The organism is Patiriisocius sp. (assembly GCF_051252435.1).
Taxonomy (GTDB): Bacteria; Bacteroidota; Bacteroidia; order Flavobacteriales; family Flavobacteriaceae; genus Patiriisocius.
Window position 1 is genome coordinate 321,597 of sequence record NZ_JBPOFW010000004.1, and the last position, 12,691, is coordinate 334,287.

The following is a 12,691-nucleotide window of genomic DNA, read 5'->3' on the forward strand; positions in this document are numbered from 1 at the left end:
TTATTTTTATTAAATGGCAAAAATCACATATTTCTTAGGTGCGGGAGCAAGTTATCAGTCATGTCCAATTCTTGAAAAACAGGCAGAGGCTATGATATATGTCGCCGAAACGGATTTGTATGGTATAAATTCTCCTATAAGAAAAATTTGGAAATATGAGAATCTATCAGAATTACAGATAAATTCAACAAAACATGAACAAATTCTGTGGTGCTTAAAATATTTTGGACTTAAAGCAATAAAATTTGGCACAATCGATACATACGCAAAAAAACTTAACCTTCAAGGAAATGAGGAGGAATTAAATTTGTTAAAGCTATCTGTTTCTGTATTTTTTGATTTGTGGGAAAATTTTTATGAAAAGAGATATTTAAAGTTTAATTTAAAAAATACAATTGACAGAACTAATGAGATTTTAACTGAAAAAAAATATCAGGCTATCGACCCAAGATATATTTCTCTCTTTTCTATTTTTTTAATCAGAGGTAAAGATGGTATTATAAAATTTAATAAATCTGTAAATTTTATCACGTGGAATTATGATTTGCAATTAGAAGAAACTTTTAAATTATTCACAGAAGATACTCAATGCAAACGCTTAGCAGAGGTAAATAATTATTTTCCTTTTTCTAAAAGTAACAGCCAAAATATTAATAATCAAGTTTGCCACCTTAATGGACATCGAGGTTATTATGACTACGAGGGAATACAAATAGGGAAAACATTAACAAATGGTCATTTAGAAACCCTACAAGCTAACTCCTACGAAAGTTATTGGCAATTACACGCAAGTTCGCCCAACGAGTTAAAAGAAAGCAAGACTGACTACAATAGATTTATAAACTATGCTTGGGAACACAAAACTGATTCAAGTTTTTTTAATAATATAAAAAAGATTTTATCAAAAACTGAAATATTAGTTATAATTGGTTACTCCTTTCCTCTATTCAACAGAGAAATAGATGAGAATTTATTAAAAAGCTTAAATTATCTAAAGGTTAAAGAAATTGTTTACCAAGACCCAAATGCGAACCTAGAAATTCTTCAGGCCGTTTTATCAGAAAATATACTTAGATATGTTGGCCATGAAAATAATATTAAAATAAAAAAAGAAATAGCACAATTTTACATCCCTAACAACTTCAATAGAGAATTTACCGAGAAAGAAATATATGTTTGAAAATATGAAAAATCTAATCTTAATTATAACAATTCTTTGCCTAGCAATAACTGTAAAAGCACAAGATGTAACGTTCACGCAAGAGATGACCGGTCCCGGAAGTCTTATTTTTGGAATTACAGATTTGAATGGCGACTATCTAGACGATGTGGTTGTTTTTAAAGAGGGTGCCTTGACTATCCACCAACAGAATGCAACTACGGGAATGCTTGATATATTTACGATTCCCACAACCGCAACACATCTTCCAGATTGGTCAGTAACTATTGCAGACATTGACAACAATGGAATCAACGACATCATGTACGGCGATGAAACTGGCGTGAGTTTTTTAACGGCCAATGAAGATGGTACAGCATTCACTGAAACCGATACCAGCACCACCGAAATATTTTGTCAACGCGGTAACTTCATCGACATCAACAATGACGGAAATATTGATGCATTTATGTGCAACGACGAAGAGCCCAACAACTACTTTATCAATGACGGAACGGGTAATTTTTTACCCGATAATCAAGGCGGCATAGGCGATACACCCGGTGGTGGAAATTACGGTTCTATCTGGTTTGATTTTGATGGCGACAAGGATATGGATGTTTATATTTCAAAATGTATTGCGGGAGGTGGAACAGGCCCAACAGACCCTCGTCGCGTGGACCAACTGCACCGTAATAATGGTGACGGAACATTCACAGATGTTGCTCCAGCTGCTGGTGTGGATTTAGGGGTTCAATCTTGGTCAACGGCAACGGGAGATTTTGACAATGATGGCGATATGGATTTAGTAGTTGCGGATCAGCACAATAATGAAATAGGCACCAAATTGATGGTCAATAATGGTGACGGAACATTTACAGACATGACCATGGGCTCTGGTTTTGAAGGTCAAGACCAAAGCGTGACAATCGTTGCTTTCGATTTTAACAACGACGGTTTTCAAGATATTTATGCAGAGTTTGGGAACGGGATTTTCTTGAACAACGGCGATTTAACCTTCACTCAAAATACGACCGATATTACAGGGAGAGGTGCCGTGGGAGACATGAATAATGATGGTTTTCTGGATATCAAACTAAGCGTAAACACTACGCTTCTTGTAAACGAAGGAAATTCAAACAATCACCTAACCCTCAATTTAAAAGGCATTGAGAGCAACGCTAATGGAATTGGCGCAATTGTAACGATTACGGGAGATTTCGGGACGCAAGTGCGTCATGTGCAAAGTGGCATTGGCTTTTTACAAGCGCATACATTAAACCCACATTTTGGACTTGGTGCTGCGACAGAAGTAGCTTCAGTATTGGTGGAATGGCCTTCGGGAATTGTTGATTTAATTGAAAATGTTCCAGCAAACGAACCGTTATTTATTGAAGAAGGAAGCAATCCTATTTTAGGAATTTCAGAAATTTCAGCAAACAAAAAAATTACGTTGTTTCCCATTCCAGCAACAACGACTTTGAGTATCAATACTTCGGAAATTTTAAAACCCCAAGCTCACATTACCTCATTATTAGGAGTATCAACAAAAGCTAAAATCCAAAACAATACTGTCGATATTCAATCGCTCGCAAGCGGAACCTACTTCTTGATTTTTGAAACCGAAAACGGGCGGCGATTTAGCGAGAAGTTTATTAAAAAATAAAAACGACCTTTAAAAAAAGACCGTTCCTATCATCAAAATAAACCTCAAGATTTCACCCTTGAGGTTTTCTTTTGTATGCTTTTGATGAATCCATAAATAGAAGCTCCAAAAAGCAAAAGGGTTATTAATACTGGGAATTTCAGAAACCAAATCAATTCTAAAATCGACATTGACCCTCCGCCCCAACCTACCGCAAATAAAACAATGAAGCCCAGATAACACGTAAGCCAAAGGCTCCCAACAAATAGCAATAACAAAACTATTGCTGCCAATAAATGCCATATTCTATAATTCATTTTGCTACATTTTCATCCAAAAACTTAACATCCCTCGTGTTCTTTTGCACGGCGACTGCTGCAAAAAGCGCTAGCGTAAAGGACATCCCGTAAAATCCTTTTTCACTGAGTTCGATGTCCGCGTTCCACAAACCAATGACCAATAATACGATAGAGGCGATGGTGGTAAACCAACTTATGCCGTAATACATATCGGTCACCTGGATGCCCTCCACTCTATCCCGCACACTTTTTTGCACGGAAACAACCGAAAACAATCCAAACAATAAAATAGTAAAATAGTAGCCCTTTTCATTGAGCTCCATTCCCACATTCCACAGTCCGATACAATAGGAAACCATCCCTATCAATAACGCCGTCCACGACGCACCAATAAATGCTGGGCTGGGCTTGCAATTAAATGCTTCCACTTTTTTACTCTTTTTAGTTACTTCCTCCTCAAATGTGGGAGCGTTCACTGGTTTCTTTTCATTAAATACATGTTCCATAATTTTTGATTTTGATGATTTATGAAACAAAGATGCGATGGTTTGGTGGCTTCGGAAATGTTACTTTTCATTAAAACTTACGATTTGAATTTGAAATACTGTCCAGTTGAGCGCAGTCGAAACCTTTATGAAATAAACATTTTACTTAATAATTTATATATTTTAAGTTGAAATAGTTTTAGACAAAATGAAATCAATACATTTATAAAAACTTACGATTAAATGAAAGCTTTACAAAGTATTATCAACACACTTTCTACTGAAGAGCAGCATGTTTTCATCCAAAACCTCGAGCAAAAAAACCGAAGAGGAGACACAAAAAATGTCGCACTATTCAAATTAATAGCGAGCAGAAAGACAGAAAACATCGTCAAAAAATTATATGGGAAAGATGCAAAAAACGCCTATCACGCATTGTGCAAAAGATTGCAGGATAGCCTTATTGACTTTATCGCGCTTAAAAGTTTTGCCGGAGAAACGAGTGAAGAAATGGAAATACTCAAATTGCTCCTTTCCAGCCGAATCTTCTTTGAACACAAACATTACAAACTAGGTTTTAAAACACTCGCCAAAGCCGAAAAAATCGCATTACAATTAGATGTATATTCTATTCTTACTGAAATATATCACACTAAAATACAGTACGCGCATTTGAATGCATCCATCAGTTTAAGCGAGATTATTGGTGCGGCGAATAACAATTTGGCATTGTTCACCCGCGAGCAACAACTCAATATGGCGTATGCACATATCAAGGAAGCCTTGAAAGCAAAAGAATCAAAACCAATTCAAGATGTCATCACTGAAGCTTTTGGAACTTTTGAAATTGAACTCGACAACAAACTCACGTACAAATCGCTATTCCAATTAATGAATATTACAGCGACAGCGGCTCGCTTGCAAAGTAATTATTATGACAGTGCTCCGTTTTTATTTAGGTTGTACGAGATGGTTTCGGAAAAAGAAGAGCTTGCCAATAAGCACTTATTTTATCATATTGAAATACTCAATGTAATGGCGACAGTAAGTTTCAGAAATAAGGATTTTAAAACTTCAAGTAAATTCCTGGAAATTATGGAAGCCCAAATGGAAAAGGAACACCGTAAATATTACGGCAGATTTCAAGAAAAACTGCTATTGAATAAAGCGCTTTGTTTCAATTATACCAATCAACCCAACAAAGCAATTGAACTTTTGCAACAGTATAATGCAAACTCATTGGATATTGATTTAACGTTGGCGGTTTGCTATTTTCAGCAGGAAAAATATGAAGATTGTTACGCCGTTTTAAAGCAAATGCACCATAGCGATTTGTGGTACGAAAAGAAAAACGGCTGGATCTGGGTAATTAAAAAATCGATTATTGAAATTTTGGTGTTGATAGAATTGGATAAACTGGACGTTGTGGTTTCAAGGATTAGTAGTTTTAACAATCGGTTTTCAAAACGGTTGAAAGCTTCGGGAGAATTTCGGGTGTTGAATTTTATAAAACTCGTTTCAAAATATTATGAAGCACCGCAAGAAATCAATTCGTTAAAATTTCAGCAGTTGGTAGAAACCTCTTTTGAGTGGATTGGCACAGAAAAAGAGGACGTGTTTGTAATGAGTTTTTACGCGTGGTTAAAAGCAAAAATGGAGAGAACGGGATTGTATGAGACAACGTTGACTTTAGTGCGAAAAAATTGAGAGTACAAATAAAAGAATTGAAATAAATAGAAAATAAGGGTAGGAGTTTTTCAACCTATCCTGTTTAATATACGATACGCTGAGAGCCAATTAACTACCTTAAGAATCTTCTGCTTATATTTGAAAAAAATCTTTGTCTTATGAAAAAATTACTACTCATTTTACTTACCTTATTTTCAACATCTTTTGGGATTTCTCAGATTTGTGTGGATGTTAATTTAGATAATGAATATTTTGGTTGTAATGGCGATACTATATTATTGGATGCTACATGCAGCGAGCCTGACACAACGTATCAATGGTTTCTTAATGGTACAATATTACCCTCTGAAACTAATTCTACGTTAGATGTAGCTACAGGAGGTGTCTATAAAGTTGAAATTATGAGAGGGGTGGATTTCTTTGAAGACCAAACCGATATTATATTCTACGACCAACCTGTTGCATTTAACCCGGAACCCCTCATTTATTGCGATCCAGATAATAATGGCTTTGGCGTATTTAATCTTGAAGACGCTTCACAACAAGCTATTGGAGGAAACCCCATGGGCTTTTTTACTGTATCGTATCATGAAGTTTTGAGCGAAGCCGAAAACAACGTAAACCAACTCGCAAGCCCTTATGAAAATATAGTTCCGTTTTCACAAATAGTTTTTATACGTGTGGATACGGGAATTACAGGTTGTTTCGATATTAGTGAATTAGAGTTGATTGTTATAGTAAATCAACAGGCTAACGACCCTAATGATTTATTTATGATTGACGAAGATATGGATGGGACAGAAATATTTGACCTAACAGTTGTAGAGCCAGAAATTTTAAATAGTCTACCTTCAGTAGATTTTGGTATTGACTTTTTTGAGACACAAGCAGATGCACAATCAAACATGAATCCCATATCTAACCCCACTCAGTATTCAAATACGACCAATCCCCAAACGATATATGTTTCGGTTAGAAATATTGACACGGGATGTTTCTCTGTATTAGACTTTGAATTGATTCTCACAGATGGATTAGACCTCGACGGCGATGGAGTCCCCAACGAAGACGAAGACCTCAACAACAACGGCAATCTAGAAGATGACGACACAGATGGTGACGGCATCCCTAATTATCTAGATAGCGATGATGATGACGATAATGTAGAAACCATTGACGAAATCCAAGGAATAGGTGCAGGTCTTGGACCACAAATATTTATTGACACAGATGGCGACATGATTGAAAATTATCTTGACGACGACGATGACGGTGATGGCGTTTTGACAAAAGATGAAGACTACAACGGCAACGGCGACCCCATTGATGATGATACAAACAGCAACGACATTCCAGATTTCTTAGATGACGATGTGGCACTAGGAGTTGTTTCACAGGATTTGGTAGGATTGGCAATTTTTCCAAATCCCGCAAAAGACCTTTTAAATATATCGATGCCTAATTTAGAAAGCAACGCGACAATCACCATCTATTCCATACAAGGAAAGCAACTTTTTTCTGAAATTTTAAACACCCGAGCAACTGCAAAAAATATAGATGTTGCCAGCCTTCAAAGTGGTGTTTATTTTATCAAGATTGAAACTCAAAATGGAAGTTTGACTAAGAAGTTTGTGAAGCAATAGCATTCAATTTTAAGTTTTTGTATTTTTACTTGATATGCCAACGATATTTATATTTTTTGGATTGAGGTTTTTCTTCTATTCAAACGAACACGAACCAAAACATATTCACGTTAGAAATGGGGATGGCGAAGCAAAATTTCAAATAGAAAATGAAATTCTTTTAATTAAAAATTTCGGTTTAAAACCAAAAGATTTAAAACTGGCAGAAGCAATTATTTATGAAAATCAAGAACTCTTAATCTTACGATGGGATGAATACTTTAAAACAAAATAAAATACCGAAAATAACTTTTAGTAATAACTCAATGCATATTTTTATGCCGGACGGGAGAAATACCATAGTAGAGCTTGCTAATTTTGAAAGATTGAAAAATGCGTCCTTACCTCAACTAGAGAATTTTGTTTTATCTCCTTTTGGCATTCATTGGGAACAATTAAATGAAGATTTAAGTTTTGAAGGTTTCTTCAAATAATATAGATAGAGATTACACAGAACAAAAAAGCCGCTTTTAAGCGGCTTCTTTTTTAACACCGCTTACTGTTCCTACTTTTTGGCATAAGTGGGCCATCATCTTGACGGCAGTAAGCGGTGTTTTAAATCCAGATGTATCAACTGAAAAAACAACACATGAATGTTAATTTTACTAAGGTATTATAGAATGTAGTCACTTTAAAATTAAGCCTGTCTACATTTATAAATAGCGATTGATTTTTACAAAAGACGCCTATTCTTCGCCCATGTTGCTCAAATATTCAATATCGTTATCAATAGTTAATAACAGTAAGCTTGTAGCGGTGCAAAACACTGGGCTCGTAATGCAGTGATGCCCATTCCAGCTACCATCTTGATTTTGGATTTTTAATATTCGGCCGCTCATGTCGTTGTACCATTTAGTCCAATCGCTGTCCTGATTTACGGCAAGCGATTCGCCTGTTTGTAAAAAACTCAAGAATTCTTCTCCCCCATTGTTTCCATAGCCATTGAGTACTTCTTCACTTTGTGCACTTCTTTTTGCAGATTGGTATACATTGTAAGACGCAGTGTATTCAGCGGCTTCGGCTTCAGTATATCCTGCTTTTCTAAGGTTTGCTGCGTTGACAACAACTTCGTCAAGAGTGCCATTTTTATTTGCTTCTTTGATGGCATTTTCGGCTTTACGGGCATCTTTTGCCGTGGCGCGCACGCTTCCGCTAACTGAATATAGCATAACACCGGCACCGTCTGAGGTATTAATATTTCCGCTTTTATCATCATAATTAGATTTTTGATACGCGCGAGACTTTTCTAAAACATCTTCATTCACGGCCGCGCCAACAGATTGAGCAGCTTCGAGCGCACTATTGGCGAGTCCGCTTTGCAGCACACCAGCCCAACCTGCTCCTTTTTGTTTCCCTTGGTCATCTGTACTTCTCTGGATTTTATCAATGCAAATATCCAACGCCCTCGAAACTTTATTTGCGTCCACTCCTTTTAGTTCTCTTCCCAATAAGTTTGAAAAAAACTGGGCTGTCATCACTACATCTATGTTCTCTCCAAGTTTGCGTTGTATCTGGGTATTCCTCGCTTGCGTGATATACACATTGTTCTTATTTCTATCCACCTCGTTCAGTAAATAATCAATAGCACCTTTTAATTGATTTTTATACTGTCCCTTTTTTAGGGTAGTTCCGCTTCTTAAAAAAGCAGTGGCAACCATTGCAGTTGTTGCGGGATCACCTTGCACGGCATGAGGATCCATAATATTCTGTGCACTATGCGACCCTGCGCCATAACCTCCATTTTCTAATTGTGCTTGTGACAACCAAGCGAGTCCGTCGCGGATGGCGAGCCTTAGATTTTCATCATTTTTATACAATGAAAAATCTTTAGAGGACTCCTCACCCATAACGGTCATAAATACACAGCCGGCTTCTGGCTCGAGTACTCTTTTTGTTTCTGCAAATTGTTTTGTGGGTTCGATGACTTTCCAGGCAGCGAAGACCAAGATAATGAGCATTGCGGATAATAAAATTTTTGTTTTCATTTTAAACTGTTTTTAGATTTATGATGAAATTAGCAATCAACACAGCATCTAAAAACAACCATCTAGTAAACGTGATGTTACAGTGAGTTAAATAGCAGTATCACCTAGTAACCGAAATGTGAAACCTTCAATCATATTGTCTTGAAAGTAACTTTGCCTTTAATTAATTAACATCCAAAATTATGAGTGTTTATTATTTATGGCTCAATTATTGGTTTATTATATCCAAATTATTTACATTAGTAACCTTATTAATAAAAAACCGATAATGAAAAATTTATTTAAAGTAATAGCTGTAGCTGCCCTATTTATTTTTGGAGCACAAAACGTACAAGCACAATCTCTGTCTACCTCTCAAGACCAACGTCCTGAAGAAGTTGCAAAAATGAAAACTTCAAACCTGAACGATGCATTAACCTTAACTGGAGAACAACAACGTTACATTTTTAGAGCACTTACGGCAAACGAAGTGAACATGAGAAAAAATGTTACTGGAAAAGACATGAACAACGCTGAAGTAAAGTCTAAAAAAATAGAATTAGACGAACAACTTGACGGCGCAATGAAGAAAACATTGACTGCAGATCAATATGCTAAATATAAAGCAATGCAAAAGCAATAATTAGTATTTGTTACTAATTCAAAAGTCCCACCAATGGTGGGACTTTTTTATTTATAATGCTTTCGCTGTATTGTCAATGGCTTCAATAGTTTTGTCCAAATCTTCATACGATAGTGCATCGCACAAAAACCAAGTTTCAAAGGCACTTGGGGCAATGTAGATTCCTTTATCCAATAGGCCATGGAAAAACTTTTTGAAAATTTCATTATTAGCGTTCGCAGCAGTTTTAAAATTGGTCACGGGTGTTTCAGAAAAATGTACCGAAATCATGGATTGCTCTCTATTGATTGTATGAGCAATTGAATGCCTATTTAAAACTTCTGTCATTCCTTTGTGGAGGTATTCAGTTTTCTTTTCTAAAGATGTAAAAATCTCAGGTTTCTCATTTAGTTCTTTCAGCATTGCATGGCCCGCAGCCATTGCTAATGGATTTCCGCTTAAAGTTCCTGCTTGATATACAGGTCCCACGGGTGCTAAATGATTCATAATTTCTTCACGAGCAGCAAATGCGCCAACGGGCAAGCCTCCGCCTATTACTTTTCCGAAGGTAACAATATCGGCTTTTACATTTTTAAGTTGTTGCACCCCCCCTTTTGTCAATCTGAAACCCGTCATTACCTCATCAAAAACAAGTAATATTTCATTGTCATCACAAAGCGTTCTTAACCCTTCGAGAAAGCCTTTTGCCGGTGGAATACAGCCCATATTTCCCGCTACGGGTTCGAGAATAATGCAGGCAATTTGATTTGGGTTTTCACTGATAATTTCAGCAACATTTGAAAGATTGTTATATTCAGCAAGCAGGGTATCTTTGGCGGTTCCTTTTGTAACGCCGGGACTGTTGGGACTTCCAAAGGTCACTGCGCCACTTCCTGCTTGGATTAAAAAGGAATCACTATGCCCATGATAGCATCCAGCAAATTTTATTATTTTGTCTTTCCCCGTGTAACCTCTCGCCAAACGGACGGTACTCATACACGCTTCTGTACCACTATTTACAAATCTTATTTGGTCAATATTAGGTACCATAGAAATGGTGAGTTCTGCGATTTCGGTTTCGATTTCAGTAGGCATTCCAAAGGATGTTCCCAGTTTGGCCTTTTCAATTACTGCATTGACAACGGGGTCAAAAGCATGACCCAAAATCATTGGCCCCCACGAATTTATATAATCAATCAATGTATTTCCATCCTCATCATATAGATAGGCTCCCTTTGCTTTTTTAACAAAAATGGGGTCGCCACCCACTGCGTTAAATGCCCTAACAGGACTATTTACACCACCAGGTATTACTTTTTTAGCCGCAGCAAATAAGGCGCTGCTTCTTTGATATATCATTTTTATTAATTTTTTACTGCGTGTAGATATAATTTTTGACCAATTGACAATGTGTTATCTTCCAAACCATTGTATTCTTTTAAAGAATTAACCGAAACATTAAATTTTCTTGAAATACTATATAATGTATCTCCCTTTTTTACAATGTAGGTACTAATTTTAGAATCGTCAACTTGCGTTATTTTAGCCGAACTTCCTATGGTCTGATTATCATATTTTTGTAAATCGTAACGTTCTATAATACCTATAAGTTTATTGGGGTATTTAGGGTCGGTCGCGTATCCTGCTTTTTTAAGTCCGTATGCCCAACCTTTATAATCCTCTTTATTGAGCTTAAATAAATCTTGATACCTACTTCTTCCTGTTAAAAATAAAGAGTGATCACGGTAGGAATATTTTGGGTCTATGTATTTTCTAAAACATTCTTGACTTCTATCATCGTCATGGTACACACGCTCGCCTTCCCAACCCGAATGGCATTTAATCCCAAAATGATTATTAGCTCTATTACTCAATTCACCTCTGCCTGCGCCACTTTCAAGAATACCTTGGGCTAATGTGATACTCGCTGGAATACCGTATTGCAACATTTCTTCTTGAGCAATTTGTCTAAATTCGGCAATATAATTTGTCACGGTTTCTTCATAAGACGAAGTTGTTTTTGGCTTTGTAATAACTTTTGGTTCTGGAGTTACCTCAGGCGAGGACTCAGTAATTACTGGACGTTCCTCTTTGGACGGAGCGATGACAACTCTTTCAGTTCTAGGTTTTTTACTTCTTGAAACTGTTTTCTTCTTTGCTTTGCAACTAGCAAATAATAAAAGCACAATGATTACTAAAGTAGGTAGACGGAGCGAAATTTTAAACATGTATTATAGGAAGATTTTTTTTCTTTAATTTTTTATTCATACCAGCAATACCTTGAAGCCCTCCGGTATGAACGGCTAAAATACTGCTATTTTTTCTGAAATATCCATTTTTCAACAAATCGAAAATACCATAAAACATTTTTCCGGTATAAACTGGATCTAATGGAATATTGTGGTCATTTTTGAAATCATTAATAAAACGAACTAATTGCGAATCTATTTTAGCATACCCTCCAAAACAGAAGTCATCCAATAAAGTTACGTTTTTATTTGAGGAGTATTTCGATATTATTTCTTTCTGAAATGTGCCTTTCAAAGCCGAAAAACCCAAGACTTGTTGATGAGCTGCTGCCGAAGCTACGATTCCCGCAATAGTACCTCCAGTTCCCACCGAAACACAGATATAATCGTAGCTCAAATCTTGAGGCGTTAAAATTTCGGCGCAGCCCTGAATCGCTAAATCGTTTGTACCTCCCTCAGGAATGCTATAAAAATCTCCAAATTTTTGAGTCAATTTGTTTTTGAATTCGGGCGTCTCTTTGTTTTTATATTCCTCTCTTGAAACAAAATGTAGTTGCATTCCTTGCAGTTTTGCAAAAGCCAATGTGGGATTGCTCTCAACTTTAGATTCCAACTCTTCCCCACGAATGACACCTATGGTATTAAAGGAATGAATATTTCCAGCAGCGGCCACTGCAGCAATGTGATTTGAAAATGCGCCACCAAAAGTGAGTAAGGTTTTACAATGATGTTCTTTTGCGTTTTTCAGAATATATTTCAGTTTTCTGAATTTATTTCCAGAAATGAATGGATGAATCAAATCTTCTCGTTTGATATCAAGTTTCTGAAATTTTGTGAATGAAGAAATATCTACAATCTCGTTCATGCCGATTCTCAATATTTAAAGGAGAAGATTAA

13 protein-coding genes are annotated in these 12,691 nt (G+C 36.4%); 7 read left to right on the forward strand and 6 right to left on the reverse strand.

Going from position 1 to position 12,691, the window contains the following annotated elements; translation table 11 throughout:
* The first annotated feature begins 13 nt into the window (after positions 1-13).
* Both ACSHW7_RS11110 and ACSHW7_RS11115 read left to right on the forward strand, forming a co-directional pair.
* Positions 14-1,180 carry a hypothetical protein gene (locus ACSHW7_RS11110; protein ID WP_435679417.1) on the forward strand — a complete coding sequence of 389 codons (1,167 nt, stop codon included), beginning with the start codon at positions 14-16 and terminating at the stop codon, positions 1,178-1,180.
* A gap of 4 nt (positions 1,181-1,184) precedes the next feature.
* Positions 1,185-2,825 carry an FG-GAP-like repeat-containing protein gene (locus tag ACSHW7_RS11115; protein ID WP_435679418.1) on the forward strand — a complete coding sequence of 547 codons (1,641 nt, stop codon included), beginning with the start codon at positions 1,185-1,187 and terminating at the stop codon, positions 2,823-2,825.
* A gap of 9 nt (positions 2,826-2,834) precedes the next feature.
* On the opposite strand, the gene ACSHW7_RS11120 is transcribed toward ACSHW7_RS11115, so the two are convergent.
* Complete coding sequence (locus ACSHW7_RS11120; protein WP_435679419.1) at positions 2,835-3,107, reverse strand: hypothetical protein; 273 nt, start codon at positions 3,105-3,107, stop codon at positions 2,835-2,837.
* 10 nt (positions 3,108-3,117) lie between these two features.
* Positions 3,118-3,609: an inner membrane protein YiaA gene (gene yiaA, locus ACSHW7_RS11125; RefSeq protein ID WP_435679420.1), complete on the reverse strand. Its 492-nt coding sequence runs from the start codon at positions 3,607-3,609 to the stop codon at positions 3,118-3,120.
* A gap of 222 nt (positions 3,610-3,831) precedes the next feature.
* On the opposite strand from yiaA, the gene ACSHW7_RS11130 reads away from it, so the two are divergent.
* The 4 genes from ACSHW7_RS11130 to ACSHW7_RS11145 all read left to right on the forward strand — a co-directional run bounded on the left by ACSHW7_RS11130 (position 3,832) and on the right by ACSHW7_RS11145 (position 7,393).
* Positions 3,832-5,295 (forward strand): CDC27 family protein, encoded by a 1,464-nt coding sequence (locus tag ACSHW7_RS11130; protein ID WP_435679421.1) that lies wholly within the window; start codon positions 3,832-3,834, stop codon positions 5,293-5,295.
* 140 nt (positions 5,296-5,435) lie between these two features.
* Positions 5,436-6,920 (forward strand): T9SS type A sorting domain-containing protein, encoded by a 1,485-nt coding sequence (locus ACSHW7_RS11135; protein ID WP_435679422.1) that lies wholly within the window; start codon positions 5,436-5,438, stop codon positions 6,918-6,920.
* 34 nt (positions 6,921-6,954) lie between these two features.
* A complete protein-coding gene (locus tag ACSHW7_RS11140; protein ID WP_435679423.1) occupies positions 6,955-7,194 on the forward strand; it encodes a DUF4160 domain-containing protein in 240 nt (79 codons plus the stop codon).
* A complete protein-coding gene (locus tag ACSHW7_RS11145) occupies positions 7,172-7,393 on the forward strand; it encodes a DUF2442 domain-containing protein (RefSeq protein ID WP_435679424.1) in 222 nt (73 codons plus the stop codon). Before ACSHW7_RS11140 ends, ACSHW7_RS11145 begins: the two co-directional genes overlap by 23 nt.
* A gap of 252 nt (positions 7,394-7,645) precedes the next feature.
* Here the strand turns inward: ACSHW7_RS11145 and ACSHW7_RS11150 are convergent, their stop codons facing one another.
* Complete coding sequence (locus ACSHW7_RS11150; protein WP_435679425.1) at positions 7,646-8,944, reverse strand: hypothetical protein; 1,299 nt, start codon at positions 8,942-8,944, stop codon at positions 7,646-7,648.
* A 268-nt stretch (positions 8,945-9,212) separates the two neighbouring features.
* On the opposite strand from ACSHW7_RS11150, the gene ACSHW7_RS11155 reads away from it, so the two are divergent.
* Positions 9,213-9,566: a hypothetical protein gene (locus ACSHW7_RS11155; RefSeq protein ID WP_435679426.1), complete on the forward strand. Its 354-nt coding sequence runs from the start codon at positions 9,213-9,215 to the stop codon at positions 9,564-9,566.
* Between the two features lie 51 nt (positions 9,567-9,617).
* Here ACSHW7_RS11155 and hemL read toward each other — a convergent pair whose 3' ends face one another.
* The 3 genes from hemL to ACSHW7_RS11170 are packed head-to-tail and all read right to left on the reverse strand — an operon-like array spanning position 9,618 to position 12,659.
* Positions 9,618-10,904: a glutamate-1-semialdehyde 2,1-aminomutase gene (gene hemL / locus ACSHW7_RS11160; RefSeq protein ID WP_435679427.1), complete on the reverse strand. Its 1,287-nt coding sequence runs from the start codon at positions 10,902-10,904 to the stop codon at positions 9,618-9,620.
* 5 nt (positions 10,905-10,909) lie between these two features.
* Complete coding sequence (locus ACSHW7_RS11165) at positions 10,910-11,773, reverse strand: glucosaminidase domain-containing protein (RefSeq protein WP_435679428.1); 864 nt, start codon at positions 11,771-11,773, stop codon at positions 10,910-10,912.
* The gene (locus ACSHW7_RS11170) at positions 11,766-12,659 is read right to left on the reverse strand and encodes a 1-aminocyclopropane-1-carboxylate deaminase/D-cysteine desulfhydrase (protein WP_435679429.1); all 894 of its coding nucleotides are present in this window, start codon (positions 12,657-12,659) and stop codon (positions 11,766-11,768) included. The genes ACSHW7_RS11165 and ACSHW7_RS11170 overlap by 8 nt, the downstream gene beginning before the upstream one ends.
* Positions 12,660-12,691: the final 32 nt, after the last annotated feature.